This is a genomic window from Methylorubrum podarium, from assembly GCF_022179745.1.
Lineage (GTDB): Bacteria > Pseudomonadota > Alphaproteobacteria > Rhizobiales > Beijerinckiaceae > Methylobacterium > Methylobacterium podarium.
Map to the genome: position 1 here is coordinate 1 of NZ_BPRD01000177.1, position 18,955 is coordinate 18,955.

At 68.2% G+C, this 18,955-nt stretch carries 15 protein-coding genes, 1 tRNA gene and 1 pseudogene; 10 read left to right on the forward strand and 7 right to left on the reverse strand.

Translation table 11 applies throughout. The annotated features are described in order from the left end of the window. Positions 1-1,274, forward strand: a 1,274-nt coding sequence (locus MFF42_RS09305; protein WP_238255481.1) for a sensor histidine kinase, incomplete at its 5' end; no start/stop codon positions are given. Positions 1,275-1,438: 164 nt separating this feature from the next. Here MFF42_RS09305 and MFF42_RS09310 read toward each other — a convergent pair. Beyond that, positions 1,439-1,512 (reverse strand) — tRNA-Gln (locus tag MFF42_RS09310). A 396-nt stretch (positions 1,513-1,908) separates the two neighbouring features. Between MFF42_RS09310 and MFF42_RS09320 the strand changes: the two genes are divergently transcribed. The 3 genes from MFF42_RS09320 to MFF42_RS09330 all read left to right on the forward strand — a co-directional run bounded on the left by MFF42_RS09320 (position 1,909) and on the right by MFF42_RS09330 (position 3,479). Beyond that, positions 1,909-2,106, forward strand: a complete 198-nt coding sequence (locus MFF42_RS09320; protein WP_238255495.1) for a hypothetical protein — start codon at positions 1,909-1,911, stop codon at positions 2,104-2,106. 64 nt (positions 2,107-2,170) lie between these two features. Then, positions 2,171-2,395, forward strand: a complete 225-nt coding sequence (locus MFF42_RS09325) for a hypothetical protein (protein ID WP_238255482.1) — start codon at positions 2,171-2,173, stop codon at positions 2,393-2,395. A gap of 277 nt (positions 2,396-2,672) precedes the next feature. Further along, the gene (locus MFF42_RS09330) at positions 2,673-3,479 is read left to right on the forward strand and encodes a class I SAM-dependent methyltransferase (RefSeq protein WP_238255483.1); all 807 of its coding nucleotides are present in this window, start codon (positions 2,673-2,675) and stop codon (positions 3,477-3,479) included. A gap of 259 nt (positions 3,480-3,738) precedes the next feature. Here the strand turns inward: MFF42_RS09330 and MFF42_RS09335 are convergent, their stop codons facing one another. The 5 genes from MFF42_RS09335 to MFF42_RS09355 form a co-directional block, all read right to left on the reverse strand. Continuing rightward, complete coding sequence (locus tag MFF42_RS09335) at positions 3,739-4,080, reverse strand: hypothetical protein (RefSeq protein WP_238255484.1); 342 nt, start codon at positions 4,078-4,080, stop codon at positions 3,739-3,741. 265 nt (positions 4,081-4,345) lie between these two features. Then, the gene (locus MFF42_RS09340) at positions 4,346-5,557 is read right to left on the reverse strand and encodes a CgeB family protein (protein ID WP_238255485.1); all 1,212 of its coding nucleotides are present in this window, start codon (positions 5,555-5,557) and stop codon (positions 4,346-4,348) included. 97 nt (positions 5,558-5,654) lie between these two features. Further along, positions 5,655-6,473 (reverse strand): glycosyltransferase family 2 protein, encoded by an 819-nt coding sequence (locus MFF42_RS09345; RefSeq protein ID WP_238255486.1) that lies wholly within the window; start codon positions 6,471-6,473, stop codon positions 5,655-5,657. 125 nt (positions 6,474-6,598) lie between these two features. Then, positions 6,599-7,363, reverse strand: a complete 765-nt coding sequence (locus tag MFF42_RS09350; RefSeq protein WP_238255487.1) for a LuxR C-terminal-related transcriptional regulator — start codon at positions 7,361-7,363, stop codon at positions 6,599-6,601. A gap of 192 nt (positions 7,364-7,555) precedes the next feature. After that, positions 7,556-8,206 carry a LuxR C-terminal-related transcriptional regulator gene (locus MFF42_RS09355; RefSeq protein ID WP_238255488.1) on the reverse strand — a complete coding sequence of 217 codons (651 nt, stop codon included), beginning with the start codon at positions 8,204-8,206 and terminating at the stop codon, positions 7,556-7,558. 705 nt (positions 8,207-8,911) lie between these two features. On the opposite strand from MFF42_RS09355, the gene MFF42_RS09360 reads away from it, so the two are divergent. After that, positions 8,912-10,075 carry a sensor histidine kinase gene (locus MFF42_RS09360; RefSeq protein ID WP_238255489.1) on the forward strand — a complete coding sequence of 388 codons (1,164 nt, stop codon included), beginning with the start codon at positions 8,912-8,914 and terminating at the stop codon, positions 10,073-10,075. Between the two features lie 19 nt (positions 10,076-10,094). Beyond that, complete coding sequence (locus tag MFF42_RS09365; RefSeq protein WP_238255490.1) at positions 10,095-10,787, forward strand: response regulator transcription factor; 693 nt, start codon at positions 10,095-10,097, stop codon at positions 10,785-10,787. A 138-nt stretch (positions 10,788-10,925) separates the two neighbouring features. Here the strand turns inward: MFF42_RS09365 and MFF42_RS09370 are convergent, their stop codons facing one another. Further along, a complete protein-coding gene (locus MFF42_RS09370) occupies positions 10,926-11,486 on the reverse strand; it encodes a TetR/AcrR family transcriptional regulator (RefSeq protein WP_238255491.1) in 561 nt (186 codons plus the stop codon). A 238-nt stretch (positions 11,487-11,724) separates the two neighbouring features. Between MFF42_RS09370 and MFF42_RS09375 the strand changes: the two genes are divergently transcribed. The 4 genes and pseudogenes from MFF42_RS09375 (at position 11,725) to MFF42_RS09390 (ending at position 18,877) form a co-directional block, all read left to right on the forward strand. Beyond that, a complete protein-coding gene (locus tag MFF42_RS09375; protein ID WP_238255492.1) occupies positions 11,725-12,888 on the forward strand; it encodes an efflux RND transporter periplasmic adaptor subunit in 1,164 nt (387 codons plus the stop codon). Then, positions 12,885-14,033: pseudogene (locus MFF42_RS09380) on the forward strand (efflux RND transporter periplasmic adaptor subunit). Before MFF42_RS09375 ends, MFF42_RS09380 begins: the two are co-directional and overlap by 4 nt. A 21-nt stretch (positions 14,034-14,054) precedes the next feature. Continuing rightward, positions 14,055-17,120, forward strand: coding sequence for an efflux RND transporter permease subunit (locus tag MFF42_RS09385; RefSeq protein ID WP_238255493.1), 3,066 nt, complete (start codon positions 14,055-14,057; stop codon positions 17,118-17,120). A 422-nt stretch (positions 17,121-17,542) separates the two neighbouring features. Beyond that, on the forward strand, positions 17,543-18,877 hold the full coding sequence (locus tag MFF42_RS09390) for an MFS transporter (protein WP_238255494.1): 1,335 nt from the start codon (positions 17,543-17,545) through the stop codon (positions 18,875-18,877). Positions 18,878-18,955 lie beyond the last annotated feature (78 nt).

Here is an 18,955-nt window from a genome sequence, read left to right on the forward strand (position 1 = left end):
TCGCGACGCTGTTCCTCGACGACGTCCGGGTCGCCACGAACGTGCGCCTGTTCGGCAGCCGCCGCGCCCTCGGCACGCGGGTCTCGAGAGAGGTGCGCGACGCCGTGCTCGGCCGGGGCCGCATCTGGCTCGACAGCGCGTTCGTGGTGAACGACCGCTACATCTCGGCCTACGAGCCGGTCACCGACAGCACCGGCCGGCGGGTCGGCATGCTCTATGTCGGCTTCCTCGAACGCCCGTTCCGGCTGGCGCGCTGGGCGATGGTGGCGGCGGTCGTGGCCGCCTTCACCATCGCCGCCCTCGTGACGGTTCCGTTCCTGCTCCGCCTCGCCCGGGCAATCTTCAAGCCGCTGGAGCGGATGAACCGGACGATCGCCGCCGTCGATGCCGGCGACCTCGGTGCCCGGACCGGCACCGTTCTAAGCCAGGACGAGATCGGGCTCGTGGCCCGCCGCTTCGACGAATTGCTCGACCGTCTCCAGGCGCGCGACGCGGAATTGCGGGCCTTCGCGCGCGAGCTCGATGCCCGCGTGGAGGAGCGCACCCGCCAGCTCGAGGAGACCCGCCGGCAACTCGTCATGTCCGAGAAGCTCGCCTCGATCGGCGAGATCACCGCCGGCGTCGCCCACGAGATCAACAACCCGATCGCCGTCATCCAGGGCAACCTCGAGGTCGCGCGCGAGGCGCTCGGCCCCGCGGCCGACGAGGTCCGGACCGAGTTCGACCTGATCGACCAGCAGGTCCACCGGGTGAACATGATCGTCACCCGTCTGCTGCAGTTCGCCCGTCCGGACGAGTATGCCGGCTATGTCGAGACCGTCGTGCCGGCCGACGTCGTCACCGATTGCCTGGTGCTCGTCCGCCATCTCCTCGAACGCGCCGCCGTCGCGATCGAGAGGGGGGACACGGCGACGCGCACCGTCGAGGTCAGCCGGACGGAGCTGCAGCAGGTCGTGATCAACCTGATGGTCAACGCCATCCACGCCATGCCGGAGGGCGGCCTGCTGCGCCTGAGCACGCGGGACGAGGACCGCTCCGGCCTCGACGGCGTCGCGATCGAGGTGGCGGATACCGGCATCGGCATTCCGGCCGACCGGCTGCGCAAGATCTTCGACCCCTTCTTCACCACCCGGACGCATGGCGGCACGGGGTTGGGCCTCTCGATCAGCTACACGCTGATCGCCCGCTACGGCGGGACCATCACGGTCGACAGCGAGCTCGAACGAGGCTCGATCTTCGTGATCTGGCTCCCGACGACGCACCGTCCGACTTAAAATCGGGCGACCACAGGTTCTGGTGATCGGTGACGACGCGTGCCTCGTCTCGGCACCGCGGGCCTCCGAGACGGCATCGTCGTGAGGCGGCCTGCAGCAAGAGGCCCGCTCCGCAGGACGACTGCGCGAGACGCTCGACGATTTAATTGGCTAAGAAGCTTCAGTGGCTGGGGGACCTGGATTCGAACCAGGACTAGCGGAGTCAGAGTCCGCGGTTCTACCGTTAAACTATCCCCCACCGAACACATTGTGAAATCAACGGAATTTCCGTCCGATTTCCAATCGCCGAGACTTGGTTTCCAAGCCTCGCGTGCGGTGCGGGGTTCAGATAGGCTGAGCCGGACCGCCCGTCAACCTGTGGATGGGCCACCTGATGCCGAAAGTTCGCCGCTGCCCATGCCCGAATCCCCCTGCGTCGGCGAGCTGTTCAAGGCCCTCACCGACGAGCAGATAAGCGCGGCGGTCGATGCGTACCTCGACTAGCCCGAGACCGACGCGCACCCGATCGCCGATGGCTACATGCTCGACCTCGGCGCGGCCGTCGCCGGGCATGGCTGGGTGAACCAAGTCGTTGCCAACCGCGAGAGCAGCCCGAGCCTGAAGCGGGGGCGGTGCGCACGGCGATCCTGCTCGCATGGGCGCGGAAGGCGTGAAGGGAAGGGACCCCACCGTCGCCGACTGGATCGCCGAGGGCATGGCGTCGATCGCACTGCATTGCTCGTGCGGCCGCTATGCGACGGTGAAGCTGTCCGGCCTGCCGCCGGCGATGAGACGCTCGCGGCTCGGCCAGAACGCTCGATGTGCCGCGTGCGGTAAGCGGGCGCCCAGGTGATACGGGACATGGATGCGCATTACGAGGGGCTGGAGGCGACCGGCTGGGGGTGTGAGCCGAAGCCGTGGCCGGGTCACTTATGATCAACACCGAACGCTCCGCCGCCGAGATGCGCGGACTTCTCGGCTTCGCCCACGGTCTCGGCCTGGACGAGGCGACCGTGCGGGAGATCTACAAGACCGTCGGACGGGAGTCCGCGGCGGCCGACTTCAGCGGTGACGAGCGGCTCGCCGAGGTGCGGAAGTGGATGCTCGCGGCGGCGCGGAAGGAAACGAGCGCCGAGTCATGAAAATTGCTTGGCCACCTGGACTGCCAACAACAATCACCAGCTGCATATCCGACTAATAGCAACTCGAAGAACCACAACAAAGCCAAAAGGACACGTTAGATCGATAATGCGATTCTCGATCATATGTAGCTTGCCATTTACAGATGAATCAGACTATAATCCTACTTAAGATATTAAAGGTTGAGATATTATGCGTCGAGGCACCAGATCACTTGAGCAAGCTCTGATATGGCGGACTAGAAATAAGAAATATGAACGACTAACGCACGACATCGACTTGGCGAATGGTCGCGGCCTCGAATTTGGACCGGCCAACAACCCTATCGAATTACCCACTGATCTCAGCATCACCTACATCGACTATGACAAACGAGCAAGCGCTGGTCTGACGGGCGCGGTTCCGATCGACTACGCGTGGGCGGGCTCGGGATCGCTTGCGGTCGTTCTTGGTCGGAGAGATTATGACTTCGCGATCGCCGTGCAGGTAGCTCAATACGTACCGAATCTCCTGGGGTGGTTTCGCGGCATTCATGGCGTCCTACGGCCGCGCGGCGTACTGAATCTTTCCCTTCCAGACCGGCGCCTCATGTTCGATGCGGCACGCTTTGACAGCACGATTGCTGAGTTGGTTGAGGCGGATGTGCATGGCTATGATCGGCCGAGTGTGCGCCAGATTTTCACCCACACCTATCAAGCTTTAGCAATCGAACCCGTCCAGATATGGAATGGACGAAACCCGAACGAAGCGCCGCTGTACTGCGGTGAGGATGCCTTGGCACTGGCGTACGACAACGCAATCAACGACCATAGGACGGGCGCTTATCGAAGCTGTCACTGCTGGGCATTCACGCCGCTGTCTTTCCTTGATGTCATCGAGGCGGCAACGCGTCTTAAATTATTTCCCTTCGTGTTAAACGACTTGACCTTGCCAACTGTGGGTGGATTTGAGTTTTATGTGTCAATGAGGCGCGATGAGGTCGAAGATCCGCGAGCGCTGATCGACAAACAGATTAGTGCGCTGCATTACATTAAAAATAATATCTTGAGGGTCCAAAGAGAGGCTAGGCTTCTTTTTGGAACATGATGGCGCGAGCTTTGGACTGCTCGCGGGGAAAAAGCTCATATCGGGTAGAATGGAGCGATGGCGCGGGCTGTGCAGTCCAAACCACATTTGGAAAGCATTGGGAGATCGCCCCTCCGGTGGCAGTGAGGCGGAAGGAGGTATGCTTATCACGAGAACGCCCCGCGGCTGATCTTGGCTCAGAGCGCTGGATCTCGGACACCAAAAAGGCCTCGAGGCCGAAGCCCCGGGGCGGTGTATGGACAGCTGTGGATAGCGGGGATCAGCCGGGCGGTCGGCCGGTGATTGCCTGAAGCATTTCGCGCCGCGTCTCCATCTCGTCGCGCACCGAGGACACCAGATCATCGATCCGCCGCTCAAGCCGGGTGATGACGTCGCCGGTCACGTAGGTTCGGGCGACTTCGATCTTGAAGGCGTTGAGCTTCTCGTCGAGCTGTCGGATCTCGATCTTCGCCGCCGCCATGTCGATGGTCAGCGGGGACACCGCGTCCTTCGTTCCGGCGCGCAGCTTGCCCGTGATCCAGTCGACGAGCTTGGCGAGGCCGACGAGAAACAGGGCGAGCGCCACGACCTGCGCCCAGAGGTTGCAGAAGCCGGACGGCATCGACTCAAGCTCGTGGCGTCGCATGGCTGAAATCGGTTTCCAAACGCCCTCGGCCCCGTTGAGAAACAACGGGAAATTCTGGGGCCGGAGCTTCCAAGCCGCCGAACTAAGTTGTTGAAATTGTTGGGATCTGTGCGGCAGTCTCTGTCAACATGGATGCACGCGCGATCGGGCGGGGCGGCCCGGCTGCCACGGTGATCCCGTCTGGGGGACAGGCTCGATCGGGATGAGCGCGTTCCCGCGGGGTCTGCGCGCGACGTCCGGATCAGTTCAACGAGGGCTGACGGTGGCCGGCTTCGGCCGTGACGAGCGCCTCCTCCGCGGACGGGGGGATCGGCCGGGGGAGCGGACCCAGGGCCAGCGTCTCGGCGATCACGTAGCGGGCGAGCGCGTCGAAGGTGTAGACCCGTTCGACGAGGGCCTGGGCCGCCGCCGTCATCCGGTCGACCTCGGCGTCGTCGGTGCGCAGCAGGAGGTCGAGGGCCCGTTCCAGATCCTCCTGCGGGTCGAGGTAGAACCCCTCGCGGCCGTGCAGGAAGGGTTCGATGCCGGCAAGCGGGCGGGTATCGAAGATCGGAACGCTGCCCAGCGACGCGACCTCGTAGTGCCGGTAGCAGTCCCAGCCGACGCCGCCCGGCGACAGGCAGAACCGGCTGCCGGCGATCGCCGCCGCGAACGCATCCCGGCCCAGGCGGTGCGCGGGCGCGTGGATGCGCCAGCCCCGGGCCGCCAATCGCGGCAGGACGGCGTTCACGGCCTCGCGGAAGGCGATTCCCTGGGCCGAGCCGACGTAGAACAGGTCATGGCTGCGCGCGGCAGCCGGAACCGGCGGCCGCAGCGCCGCGGCCTCGATCCCGAGGGCGAAGGGGCGCAGCTTGGCCCGGAGCGCGAGGCAGGCGGGATCCTGCCGGGCATGGCCGGCGCAGGCGCCGCGGGGCAGCACCGTCTCGAGCGTGTTCCACCGGTTGGCGGCGAGCTCCCGCTTGAAGAACAGGTCGCAGCGGCGAAGGAAGGCGCGGTCGCGCGGATGGATTGTGAGGTGGTCGGTGACGTCGAGAATCGCGAGCCGGACGCGGCCGCCGCGGGCGGCGAACAGGACGAGCCCGCGGAAGGCGAGGCCGATCAGGCTCAGGGCCGCGTGGACGGCTAGCGGTCGCCCGGCGCTGTTCACCGGGCCGACGCAGCGGGCCACGACGATGTCGTAGTCCTGGACGAGGCAGGTGCGGCCGATGCCGGCGACCCGCCGCGCCAGCCTCAGCAGCCGCACGGGCAGGCTGCCGGACCGGGGCGCACGGGTCCGGACGTCGGCCCAGCGCAGCCGCGTGTCGAGAAAGGTCGTGCGGTCGGGGAAGGCGGCGGTGACGAGCGGCATCAGGCCGAGTTCGAGGATCCGGGGAGGCCCCGGATGAGGGTCCGACGCCGCCGCGCGGGGGCGCTCGTTCACCGTCCGCATGGCCGTCCCCATGGCCGTCTCCATGGCCGTTCTCCGCCGGCATGCGACCGTGTCGTCCGGCCGCGCCCGCCCCGAGCCCGGCGGGAGCGGGGGTGGGATCGAGGAGAGGCCGCGCGGGACATCAGAAATGGGCGTGCGGCTGAAGCTTCAGCCGGCTGCGGCCGAAATCGAGCTGCTTGCTGACGAGCCAGTCCGGGTTGCGGGCGTTGAAGTAGCCCTTCAGCGCGTAGCGCCAGAACAGGTCCTCCGCGCGCGAGGACGGCCCGTGCACCGCCTTCACCCGGGCGACCTCGCCCAGCGCCCGCGCCTTGTGGGCGAGGTTGGCGCTGTTGTTCTGGCCCGTGCGGCGGAAGCAGGCCACCGGGCGGCCGACCCGCGCGTAGGGCTCCCGCGCCAGGGCACGGCAGAACATCTCGTAGTCGCCGCAATCCTTGAAGGCGTGATCGAACCCGCCGAGTTCGGCGTAGAAGTCGCGCGCGATGTAGGTCGCCATGTGCATCACCGGGTTCCACCCGAGGCACACGAGCATGCGCGGCGTCATCCAGTTGGGCGGGGCGGCGAGCCCGCCCAGGCCCCGGCCGCGCCCGTCGATCCAGCGGATCCCGCCGACGACCCAGCGCCGACGCTGCGTCGTGTAGGCCTCGACCACGGCCTCCAGGCCGCCTTCGAGCAGGACGTCGTCGGCCCCGAGGAACCCGAGCAGTTCGCCCGAGGCGGCGAAGGACCCCTTGTTGATCGCGTCGAAGATGCCGCGATCCTTGCCCTGGAGCACCGTGGCGCCGAGGCTCCGGGCGAGTTCCACGGTACCGTCGGTGCTGCCCGCATCGACGATCACGTGCTCGACCTCGATGCCGTTGCGGGCGCTGGCGCGGGAGGATTCGATGCATTCGCGCAGGTATTCGACGCCGTTGAGCGTCGGGGTGACCACGGACACCTTCATCGCCGGCTTCCTCGTCTCTGGCTCGAATGACGCTTGGAATGATGCTTGAGCCGCACGGGTTGCGGCAGCGGCGGCGCCGGGCCCTCACGGCGCCGCAGGATCATCAGGCGACCATCAGGCGATCGTCAGGCAACCGCCGCCACCAGAGCGGAGGAAAAGCCGTCGCGGGCGGCGACCAGGGGGAGGGGAGGCAGGAGGCTTCCGAACCGCTCGGCGGGGGCGCTTCCGTGGCTGACGATGCCCTTGTTCATCGCCCAGACCGCGGCCTGCGTCCGGTTCTTCACCCGGACCTTGCGCAGGATCGCCTTGACGTGAACCTTGACCGTCGCCTCCGCGATGTCGAGGTTGCGGGCGATGACCTTGTTGGACTCGCCGAGGGCGAGACCTTCGAGGATGTTGACCTCGCGGCTCGACAGGCTGGAGAGCGAGGTGCCGTCCGCCCGCTGGAGCCCCGTCAGGGCGGTGACCGGGCCGGGCGCCCGCACCGGGTCGGCCGCCAGGCACAGGCGCCCGAGGAAGCTCATCGGCAGCACCGCGCAATCGGCGATCACCACCTCGAGGGTCTTGAGAAGGTCGGCCGGGGAGACGTCCTCGGTCAGATAGGCCGAGGCGCCGAGCTGGAGGCTGCGCAGCATCAGCCCCTCGGTGTCGCGCAGCGCGAGCGCCACGATCTTGACCTCGGGCAGCGCTTCGGCGACCTGCCCGACGATGCACGCCGCCTCCTCGTCGATGACGACGAGCGCCAAGCGCGCCGCCTCCAGGCCGGACAGGTGCAGCGCCGGGCTGGCCGCGACCTGCCGCACCGTGAAGCGGGTGCCCGATAGAAGCGCGACCAAACTTTCCCTCACCATGCGATTGTCACTGACAATCAGCGTATCGATGTGTTCCATCGGAGCTACTCCCCTGATCTGCCGAGAACCTCCTGCGCCGGTTCTTCCTGACTGCCACATTCTATTCGGGCCGTTCGCACAGAGGTATTGTGCGTCGCAGGATGTTAGGCACAAATTAACTAGACCGAATGGGAGCTTCCCTGTCATGTCAGAAAAAACTTGGACACCCCAACAGGACCTATCCAGTTCGTATTAGATTTTACCCTTGAGGATGGTCGGCGCGAGCAGCGCAGCCTCGGTCCGATTCCTGACGCCGAGCATTCGGATTACGGCGGAAACATGGATTTTCACCGTGGCCTCGGCGATGTTCAGCGCGAACGCGATCTCTCGATTGGAAAGGCCCTTGCCGATCAGGGCCAGAACTTCGCGCTGACGCAGGGTCAGCCCGATCGTCCGGGCGCCGCGCTCCGGCGGCCGCATGGCGGGGGCGGCCTCCGGCGGCTTCACGGCGAGGATGGTGTTGGGAGCGTAGAGCCGGCCGTCGAGCGTCGTGCGGATGGCCTCGAGCATTTCCTCGGGTCGCTGCCGGCGGACGATCAGCCCGTGGAAGCCGAGACTCAGGGCATCCTGGAACAGGTCGGCCGAGGCATGCGGAACGACGAGCAGGAGGCGCGCGGCCCCGGCCGCCCGCTTCAGGGCTCCGAGATAGGTCGGGTCCCCGGCCGGAAGGAGGCGCGATCCGACGATGACGAGATCGGTCTTCAGCGGCGATCGAAGGTGACCGAGCAGTTCGGACGCCCCGGCGACGTCGACGATGATCAGCCCGCTCGAACCAACTTCCAGAGCCTTCCGCAGGCCGACGCGAAAGCTTTTCTGGTCATCCGCGATGATGATCCGCCACATAGCTTCGCATTTACTCCACTGGCGGCAATCAACGTTCGGGACGGACCCGATTGGTCTCGACGATCACACTCCGTGCGCAAGAGAGGCCGGCTCATCGTCCGCGACGGGTCCGCACGGCACCGCACAACGCCAGGTGACAGACGGCCCATCGATTTAAACTATAGGCAGGCATGTGAGCGCAGGTCAGCCGCATCACAGCAAAGCTCGACGCCGCCGAGTTTTAACACGCCGCCGGCGACCGGCAAGTTTCTCTCAAGAGACTACCCTATATAGGCAAATATAATTTAACACGCTCACTTTCGCTTCGGATCGAAGCCAGAAAAATCCCGAGCCCCCCACGAGCGACCATTGAATACGCCCTTTGGACTATCAACAACGAGGTATCCACAAAACACTTTTGTTATATACCGCGCTGCAACGGAGTCGTATCCTACAACCTTACGGTTGATTGTGCGGTCCTGATCCATTGTCCGGTTCATAGCTCGGTTGGATCATGTCATCGCGGCGGCCGTAGGCAATTGGGGGGCTTCGATGTTCTCAGTCATCGCGGCAGGCGGCCTCCGCCGGCGCTTGAAACCGACCACGACGCCGCCGCGCGCGGCGTCGTGCGAGGCACTCCCCGCATGTCCCGCGCCGCGTCGTGCGTGGGACCGACCGAATCGACTCCGCCCCCCCGGCCACTGACCTCCCTGGGGGGCCTCGTCGATGGATCAGGACGTGGCACCGGAACGGGCCGGCTCGGGTTCGCTGAGCGCGGAGGCCGTGCGCGCCCTTGAGGCGATCGGCGATCCCGTGCTGGTCGTCGCCCGCTCAGGCAGCGTCGCCTACGCGAACAACCCCGCCCGCCTGCTGCTGACGCGGGAGGATCCGACCCGGATCCATCTCACCGGCAGGGCCTCGACGGCCTTCCTGGCTCGGGCCGGGGCGACGCGGCGACCGCTCCCCGGCGTGATCGCGGTCAAGCGGAGGGCGGGGGTGCACCGCTACCGCTGCCAGGGCTGCCGCCTGACGCGGGAGAGCATCGATCCCCTCGTCCTCCTGCGGCTCCTGCCGGTGCGGGACGCGCGCTTCCACCTGCTGGCGGGCGAGGCGATGATGCTGCGGCGTGAACTCGCCGAGCGCGAGCGCTATCAGCGCCGCCTGCAATCGCTGCTGCGCGAGCGGGACCTGCTTCTGGCCAACCTGCGCAGCACCGCCCAGGCCCGTGCCTGCGCCGAGCGCGACCGGGACGCGGTCCTGGCCCAGCTCTACCGGGCGCATCAGGCGGAGCGGGAACGCCTCGCCCGCGAACTCCACGACGAGGCCGGCCAGCAGCTCGCATGGCTGAAGCTGCGGCTGGACCGCCTGCGGCGCGAGCCGTCGCCGACGGAAGTCGAGGCGATGCTGAGGCAGGTCGATGCGATCTCGGCCAGCCTGCGCCAGGTGGTTCGGGAGTTGCGCCCGGTCGCGCTGGCCGAACTCGGCCTCACCTTCGCCCTGGGCGGCCTCGTGCGCGAATGGTCGGATCGGTGCGGGATCCCCATCGAATTCCAGCTCTCCGGAACCACGGTCGCCCTCACGCCGGAGATCGAGGTGACGATCTTCCGGCTCGTTCAGGAAGCGCTGACCAACGTCGTCAAGCACGCGCCGGGCGCGCAGCACATCTCCGTGACGCTGCAATACGCCCAGGCCGGCGTCACGCTGGCGATCGAGGATGACGGGCCGGGGCTCGTGGACGAGCCGGAGCCGGAGGACCGTCGCGCAGCAAGTGGCTTCGGACTCGCCGGCATGCGCGAGCGGCTAACGCTGCTCGGAGGAAGACTCATGATCGAATCGCCCCCCGGCGGCGGGACGACGATTCTCGCACGTTTGCCGCTGAGAGGGGGATGATGTGTGCACCGAAAGAGCATTGATCAGGGTCGCCCTGATCGACGACCACCCGATCTTCAGGAGCGGCGTCCGCGGCCTGCTCGGCGAGACCGCCGGCATCGAGGTCGTCGGAGAGGCGAGCGACGGGCGGCACGCCCTGGATCTCATCCAGCGCACGCTCCCCGACGTCGTCGTCATGGACATCACCATGACCGGCATGAGCGGCCTCGCCGTCGCGCGCGCGCTCCGCGACACGGGCTCGGAGGTGCACGTCATCTTCCTGACCGTCAACGAGGATCTGGCCTTCGTCGACGAGGCGCTGACCGCAGGAGCCCAGGGCTACGTCCTGAAACGCTCCGCCGGCACCAGCCTGCTCGAGGCCATCGAGGCCGTCGCGTCCGGCGGCCGCTACGTCGATGCCGAGATGCGGGCGACGCCCGCACCGGCCGACCGCACCGAGGCCGGACCGCCAGCGCCCCACCCTTGCGAAGAGGGGGGCCTCACCGGGCGGGAACGCGAGGTGCTCCGGCTCATCGCCCTCGGCATGACGATGAAGGAGGTCAGTCTCACGATGTCGATCTCGGTGGCGTCGGTCGATACCTACAAGATCCGCGGCTGCAAGAAGCTCGGTCTCCGCTCCCGCGCCAGCATCGTCCGCTACGCCCTCGGACAAGGTTGGCTCGAAACCGAGAATAGGCGACCGGCGTCAGACCGGCCACCGTCCTTGATGTAAGCTTTTCGAAAAGACCATTTCGGTGCCGCGGCGTCGCCGGCCCTTCGCGGCCGTCCCGCACGATGCATCGAACCGCGAATCCCTCGCCCGATTCGGGCAGACGTCCTCCGCGGACGGCCCCCGCGCATCCGGACCGCCTCAGCCGAGCTCCCGCGCCGCGCGCTCCAGCGCTCCCAGAAGCGGCTCGATCTGCGCCGGACTCAGATCATGGAAGCCGAGGGTGCGGCCCATCACGACACCGAGCAGCGCGAAGAACAGGGCGGCCCCGACGCCCGCGGGTCCCTCCGCGGCCTCGAATCGGGCCAGCCGCTCGGCCACGAACGCGCGATATCCGGCGAGGGCATCCGGATTCTCGGCGGATGCGAGCAGCAGGGCGCGGCTGAACTCGTCCTCCGCGCAATAGCTGCGGCGCAGGTGCTCGATCATTCCGAGGGCGAGCCCCGTGGCGCCCCCCGCCCGCTCGGCCTCGCAGGCGGCGATGCCGGCGCGCAGCTCCTCCAGCTTGCGATCGACCAGAGCGAGAATCAGCGCATCCTTCGAGGCGTAGTGATGCAGGACTCCGCCCTTGCTCAGGCCCGCCTGCGCGGCCACGGCATCGATGGTCAGGGCCCGCGCGCCGCCGCGGCGCAGCACCGAGCCCGCCGCGTCGAGAATCGCTTCCGCACGGTCGTCGCGGCGGCTGCGCGTCCTCTGCGACATGATCGACCCCGAACTCCACCCTTGGACGCCATATCCGGTTCCTCAAGCTAAGTCACTGCCGCAGATTGACTTTTCGGAGGATCCGAAAAGATCCCCTTCCGCCGGCAGCGCTTAAAAACCGTCTGGACGGTCGGTAATTTACGCGATAAGCCTGCGCCGCGAAAGCCGCCCTTTCGGACCGTGACCGCCTGTCCCGTCTCCGATCCGACGCCTCGTCCTCTGCCCGGAACCTCGGCCGATGTCCTCAGGGCTCCGTCCCCGCCTCAGCGCCGCCGTACTGGCCGCCGCCCTTGCGGCCCTTCCCGTGACCGCGGCGTTCCCGGCGGATGCGCCCGCTGCCCCCGCCGTCCCGGACGCGGAGAACCCGTCCGTGGTGCTGGTGCGCGTGGTGACGGCGACGAAGGGGGCTGTCACCTCCGACGTGGTGCTGACCGGCGACATCCAGGCCCAGGCCCAGACCAACGTCGCGTTCCGCACCAACGGCAAGGTCGCCGAGCGTCGGGTCGAGGTCGGCGACCACGTCACCGCCGACCAGGTGCTCGCGGTGCTGGAGCCGCTGGTGCAGCGGGCCAACCTCGACAACGCCCGCGCCGCCCTGGTCTCGGCGGAGGCGCAGCTCACCCAGGCGAAGGTGACTTTCGAGCGGCAGAAGCAGCTCATCAGCGGCGGCTTCACCACGCGGCCCTCCTACGACAACGCCGAGCAGCAGCTGCGCACCTCCCAGGCCGCGGTCGATTCGGCCAAGGCGGCGCTCGGCACCGCCGAGGAACAGCTTTCCTACACCGAGCTGCGGGCGGGCGTGCCCGGCATCGTCCTGAGCCGCACCTTCGAGGTCGGGCAGGTGGTCCAGTCGGGACAGGCGGTGATGGTGCTGGCCCAGGACGGCCCGCGCGACGCGGTGTTCAACGTCTACGAGGCGCTGACCGCACACCCGCCCAGCGACAAGACGATCCAGGTCACTCTCCAGTCCGACCTCGCGGTGACGGCGGCGGGTCACGTGCGCGAGATCTCGCCGACGGTGGACGCGGCGAGCGGGACGGTGCGGGTCAAGGTCGGGCTGGCGGAGACCCCGCCCGCGATGTCGCTCGGCGCCGTGGTGATCGGCCGGGGCCGCTTCGCCTCGCGGGAGGCGGTGGTGCTGCCCTGGTCGGCGCTCTACCGCTCCGACGATCGTCCGGCGGTGTGGATCTACGACTCCGCCGCGGGCACGGTCTCGGTCCGCAACGTCGAGATTGACCGCTACGGTTTCGACGACATCGTGCTGAAGGGCGGCGTCGAGCCCGGCGAGGCGGTGGTGACCGCCGGCATCCAGTTCCTGCGCCCCGGCCAGCACGTCGCGCTGGCGGGGCAGGCCGCGCGAGACGAAACCACGAAGGCCGCGGCGGGGGAGGGCGGACGATGAGGCGCGCGCTCCTCGCCGGCGCGGCCCTGGCCGGCACCGCCCTGGTCGCCGGGGTCGCCGCCTGTCAGCCGTCGCAGGAGGCACCCGCGCCGCCCGCGGTGCGGCCGGTTCTGACGGTCCTGGCGCAGCCCACCGACAGCGTGATCTTCGGCCCCTTCGCCGGCACGGTCGAGCCGCGCTACCAGTCGCAGCTCGGCTTCCAGATCGGCGGCCGGGTGGTGGCGCGCGACGTCACCGTCGGCGACGTCGTGAAGAAGGGTCAGCGGCTCGCCGCCCTCGACCCGATCGTCTCGCGATTCGATCTCAGCCGCGCCGAGGCGGAGCTGGCCGACGCCAAGGCCCAGGCCGAGAACGCGAGCGCCACCGAGGCGCGCACCCGGCGCCTGCTGGAGGGCAACAACGTCACCCAGGCCCAGCTCGACGCGGCGGTGGCCCGGCGCGACACCGCCCAGGCCCGCCTCGCCCAGGCCGGCGCCAGCCTGCAGAAGGCGCGCGACCAGATCGGCTACACCGAGCTGCACGCCGATTTCGACGGCGTCGTCACCCAGCGGCTCGCCGAGATCGGGCAGGTGGTGAGCCCGGGGCAGGGGATCGTGACGCTCGCCCGGCCCTAGACCCGCGAGGCGGTGGTCGACATCCCCGAGACGCTGGCCGGCGCCATGCCGAAGGACGGGCGGTTCACGGTGGTGCTCCAGAGCGCGCCGGAGATCACCGCCCGCGGCCGGGTGCGCGAGGTCGCCCCCTTCGCCGAATCGGGCACCCGCACCCGCCGCGTCCGCCTGACCCTGGAGGAACCCGGCCCCGCCTTCCGCCTGGGGGCGACCATCACCGTCGCCCTGGAGCGCCGCACCGAGCGCCGCTTCATCCTGCCCGCCACCGTCCTCCTCGACGCGGACGGGCGCCGCTCGGTCTGGATCGTGCCGGAGGCCGGCAAGCCGGGGGACGAGACGGCGGGCGGGCCGGCCGCCGGAGCCGACACCCGGCAGGTCGCGCGCCGCGACGTCACCCTCGACGGCGACGGGCCGGACGGGCACGGGCGCGTCGCCGTGCGCACCGGGCTGCAACCCGGCGAGCGGGTCGTGGTCGCGGGCGTCCATTCCCTGCGCGACGGCCAGACCGTCCGGCTGGCCGACGACCGGAACTGAGCCGGTAGAAGGGTTTCATCCTTGAAGGACTTCAACCTTTCCGACTGGGCGCTCGGCCACCGTTCGCTGGTCTGGTTCCTGATGCTGGTCTGCCTCGTCGCCGGCGTGATGGCCTATTCGCGGCTCGGCCGCGAGGAGGACCCGCCCTTCGCGATCAAGACCATGGTCGTCCAGGCGAGCTGGCCCGGCGCCACGATCAAGGACACCCTCGATCAGGTCACCGACCGGATCGAGAAGGAACTGCAGCAGATCAACGCCCTCGACTACGTCCGCAGCTACACCACGCCGGGCCAGGCGACGGTGTTCGTGCAGTTCCGCGACACCACGCGGAAGGAGGAGATCCAGCCCGCCTTCTACCAGGTGAGGAAGCGCCTGGGCGACATCCAGCACACCTTTCCGCAAGGGGTGCAGGGCCCGTCCTTCAACGACGAGTTCGGCGACGTCTACGGCAACGTCTACGCCTTCACCGCCGACGGCCTGACCCACCGGCAATTGCGCGACTACGTCGAGGGCGTGCGCACCGAGATCCTCAAAGTGCCCAATATCGGCAAGACCCTGCTGATGGGCGTGCAGGGGGAGACGATCTATCTCGATTTCTCGACCCGCAAGCTCGCCGGCTACGGCATCGACATCCAGGCGCTGATCAGGGCGCTGCAATCGCAGAACGCGGTGGCCGCCTCCGGGGTGGTCCAGGCCGGGCCCGAGCGGGTGAGCCTGCGCGTCAGCGGCCAGTTCTCGTCGGAAGACTCGCTGCGCAACGTCAACCTGCGCTTCAACGACCGCTTCTTCCGCCTCGCCGACGTCGCCGAGATCTCCCGCGGCTACGAGGATCCGCCGGCCGCCCTGTTCCGCGTCGGCGGCAAGCCGGCGATCGGGCTCGCCATCGCCATGCGCCCCAACGCCAACCTGCTCAAGTTCGGCGAGGACCTGAAGGAGCGCATGCACGTCATCGAGGGCAAGCTGCCCATCGGCGTCGGCATCCACCTCGTCTCCGACCAGCCCAAGATCGTCGAGGAGGCGGTCGGCGGCTTCACCAAGGCGCTGGTCGAGGCGGTCGTCATCGTGCTGGTGGTCAGCTTCGTCAGCCTGGGGCTGCGCGCCGGGCTGGTCGTCGCGATCTCGATCCCGCTCGTCCTCGCCATCGTCTTCGTGGTCATGCAGATCATGGGCGTGACGCTGCAGCGCATCTCCCTCGGCGCGCTCATCATCGCGCTGGGGCTCCTCGTCGACGACGCGATGATCACCGTCGAGATGATGGTGGCCCGCCTCGAACTCGGCGACAACCTCAAGAAGGCGGCGACCTTCGCCTACACCTCCACCGCCTTCCCGATGCTCACCGGCACGCTGGTGACGGTGGCGGGCTTCCTGCCGATCGGCTTCAACGGCTCGTCGGCGGGCGAGTACACCTACTCGCTGTTCGTGGTGATCGCCGCCTCGCTCCTCGTCTCGTGGGTGGTGGCGGTGCTGTTCGCGCCGCTCCTCGGCGTGACCATCCTGCCCAAGACCATGAAGCACCACGCGGAGAAGCAGGGCCTGTTCACCCGCATCTTCATGGCCGCCCTGCGGGTCGCGATGCGGCTGCGCTGGATCACCGTGATCGTCTGCGTCGCCCTGATGGGGCTGGCCGTGGTCGGGATGGGCCACGTGCAGCAGCAGTTCTTCCCGTCCTCCGACCGCTCCGAGGTGCTCGTCGACCTGACCCTGCCGCAGAACGCCACCATCACCGAGACGCGGGCGCAGATGGACCGGTTCGAGGCCCACCTGAAGGACGACCCCGACATCGAGCGCTGGTCCTCCTATGTCGGCCAGGGGGCGGTGCGCTTCTACCTGCCGCTCGACCAGCAGCTCGCCAACGCCTTCTTCGGGCAGATCGTGATCGTCACGAAGTCGCTGGAGATCCGCGACCGGGTCATCGAGCGCTTGCAACGATTCGGCCGGCACGACTTCGTCGGCACCGACGTGCTGGTGCAGCCGCTCAATCTCGGGCCCCCCGTCGGACGCCCGATCCAGTACCGTCTCTCCGGGCCCGACGTGCAGGAGGTGCGCCGCCTCGCGCTCAAGCTCGCCGACGTCGTCGCGACCGACAAGCGGCTGGCCGTGCCGACCTTCGACTGGAACGAGCCCGGCAAGGTGCTGCGGGTCGAGATCCTGCAGGACAAGGCGCGCCAGCTCGGCGTCACCAGCCAGGACATCGCCGGCATCCTCAACGGCGTCGTCGGCGGTCAGGCGATCACGCAGGTGCGCGACTCGATCTACCTCGTGAACGTGGTCGGCCGGGCGCGGACCGTCGAGCGCACTTCGCTCGACACGCTCCAGAGCCTTCAGGTCGCCCTCTCCAACGGCTCGGTCGTGCCGATCCTGGCCTTTGCCAAGATCGACTACGACCTGGAGCAGCCGATCGTCTGGCGCCGCGACCGGGTGCCGACCCTGACCGTGCGCGCCACCATCACCGACGCGACCCAGCCCCCCACCGTCGTCGCCGCGCTCCAGCCCGCCATCGACGCCTACGTCAAGGCGCTGCCGGAGGGCTACACCCTGGCGACCGGCGGCGCGGTCGAGGAGGCCGGCAAGGGCCAGGGCCCGATCGCGGCGGTCGTGCCGGTGATGCTGCTGGCCATGGCCTTCTTCCTGATGATCCAGCTCCAGAGCTTCCAGAAGCTCTTCCTGGTGTTCTCCGTCGCGCCCCTCGGCCTGATCGGGGTGGTTCCGGCCCTTCTCTTGTTCGACAAGCCGATGGGCTTCGTCGCGATCCTCGGCATCCTGGCCCTGATCGGCATCATCGTCCGAAACGCGGTGATCCTCGTGAGCCAGATCGAGGAATGCGAGGCGGAGGGGATGGCGCCCTGGGACGCCGTGGTCGAGGCCACCCGCCACCGCATGCGGCCGATCCTGCTCACGGCCGCGGCGGCGAGCCTCGGCCTGATCCCGATCGCCCGCGAAGTCTTTTGGGGGCCGATGGCCTACGCCATGATCGGCGGCATCCTGGCGGCGACGGGGCTGACCCTGCTGTTCCTGCCCGCGCTCTATGTCGGCTGGTACCGGATCAAGGCGCCGCCGCGGGGTGCCGGGGCTCCGAACCCGGGCTGACGCTCCGAGGGGGCTTTTTCCCGAGAGCTCGGCACCGGCCTTCCGGGTTCGCCTGCGGCGCTCCGGGGTGACGGAGCGTCGCGTGTCATGAGAGGCGCCGCGTCCGGAAGGCGCATCCCCTCGACGCGGGCGTGCGGGAGCGGTGGTCGGAGGTCGCGCGGCACCGGCGGAAAAGCGCCGAATCGACCGGACTCGGCCGCTGCCAAGTCCAATATTCGGATCTATTATGCATTGCGTGCGGACTAAACCGTATTCCGCGCGCGAGAACGTGCGAGCTCTGCCTTCGTTGCATGGCCGTCCTGTGCGAGCGACCGCGACGCCGAATACACTTTGCGGATGTCAAGCCTTCGGCTAGGCACGTGCCGAACGCCGCGGCAAGGCGGCGGCTTCGATCGTAGCTTCAGGCGAGCCGGCTGCCCGCGATGACCACCGACCACGCCACGGCCAATTCCCGCCCCCTCGAGCGCGACGCGCAGGTGGCCATGAGCCACCACGACGTCAGCCCCAACGACATCGCGCTCGGCGTGGTGATCGGGCGGGCCTCGGAATATTTCGACTTCTTCGTCTTCGGCATCGCCTCGGTCCTGGTGTTCCCGAAGGTGTTCTTCCCCTTCGCCGATCCGCTCACGGGCACGCTCTACGCGTTCGCCATCTTCGCGCTCGCCTTCATCGCCCGCCCGCTCGGGTCGATCTTCTTCATGTGGGTCCACAAGCGGCACGGGCGGGGGGTGAAGCTCACCGCCGCCCTGTTCCTGCTCGGCGGCTCGACCGCGGCGATCAGCTTCCTGCCGAGCTACAACTCGATCGGCGTCGTCGCCATCGAGCTGCTCGCGGTGCTGCGGGTGCTCCAGGGCTTCGCGCTGGGCGGCGCCTGGGACGGCATGGCCTCGCTGCTCGCCCTCAACGCGCCGCGGGAGCGCCGCGGCTGGTACGCGATGATCCCGCAGCTCGGGGCGCCGTTCGGCTTCATGGTGTCGAGCGCGCTGTTCGCCTTCTTCGTGGTCAACCTGACCCCGGAAGACTTCACCGATTGGGGCTGGCGCTTCCCGTTCTTCTGCGCCTTCACCATCAACGTGGTGGCGCTGTTCGCGCGGCTCCGCCTCGTCGCGACGCCGGAATTCACCCGGCTCCTCGACAAGGGTCAGCTGGAGCCGGTCGGCATCGTCGATCTCGCCCGCCACCACGCCCTCGACGTGTGGATCGGCGCCTTCGTGCCGCTGGCGAGCTTCGCCCTGTTCCACCTCGTGACGATCTTCCCGATCGCGTGGCTCGTCCTGTCGAGCGACCGCTCCGCCGGGGATTTCCTGATGGTGCAGTTCTCCGGCGCCTTCATCTGCGCCGGCGCGGTCGCCGCCTCGGGCCTGATCGCCGACCAGATCGGGCGCCGCAACGTGCTGCTCATCAGCGCCGGGCTGATCGCCGCGTTCGCCTGCGGCAGCATCCTGGCGCCGCTGATCTTCGGCGAGACCGCCATCGGTCAGACGATCTACGTCAATATCGGCTTCATGCTGCTCGGCCTGTCCTACGGCCAGACCGCCGGCGCCGTGACGTCGCGGCTCGGGGCGCGCTACCGCTACACCGGCGCGGCCCTCACCTCCGATCTCGCCTGGCTGTTCGGCGCGGGGTTCGCTCCCCTCGTGGTGCTGTACCTCTCCACCGCCTACGGCCTCGCCATGGTCGGCGTGTACCTGCTGTCGGGTGCGCTGGCGACGCTGCTCGCGCTCTCCCTCGACCGCTCCGAGATGCGCCAGATGTGAGTTTTGCCCCGCGGGCGGAGCGTCCCTCCCGCCGCGGGATCTTGAGAGAAGCGAACCGTCGCCGCGCGGGATGTCACC

Coding starts and splice junctions, on each gene's coding strand:
- MFF42_RS09370 (WP_238255491.1), bottom strand. CDS start 11,486: ATGTCGCAGAGGACGCGCAGCCGCCGCGACGACCGTGCGGAAGCGATT.
- MFF42_RS09335 (WP_238255484.1), bottom strand. CDS start 4,080: ATGCCGTCCGGCTTCTGCAACCTCTGGGCGCAGGTCGTGGCGCTCGCC.
- MFF42_RS09390 (WP_238255494.1), top strand. CDS start 17,543: ATGACCACCGACCACGCCACGGCCAATTCCCGCCCCCTCGAGCGCGAC.
- MFF42_RS09350 (WP_238255487.1), bottom strand. CDS start 7,363: ATGGAACACATCGATACGCTGATTGTCAGTGACAATCGCATGGTGAGG.
- MFF42_RS09340 (WP_238255485.1), bottom strand. CDS start 5,557: ATGGAGACGGCCATGGGGACGGCCATGCGGACGGTGAACGAGCGCCCC.
- MFF42_RS09320 (WP_238255495.1), top strand. CDS start 1,909: ATGGGCGCGGAAGGCGTGAAGGGAAGGGACCCCACCGTCGCCGACTGG.
- MFF42_RS09355 (WP_238255488.1), bottom strand. CDS start 8,206: ATGTGGCGGATCATCATCGCGGATGACCAGAAAAGCTTTCGCGTCGGC.
- MFF42_RS09345 (WP_238255486.1), bottom strand. CDS start 6,473: ATGAAGGTGTCCGTGGTCACCCCGACGCTCAACGGCGTCGAATACCTG.
- MFF42_RS09360 (WP_238255489.1), top strand. CDS start 8,912: ATGGATCAGGACGTGGCACCGGAACGGGCCGGCTCGGGTTCGCTGAGC.
- MFF42_RS09375 (WP_238255492.1), top strand. CDS start 11,725: ATGTCCTCAGGGCTCCGTCCCCGCCTCAGCGCCGCCGTACTGGCCGCC.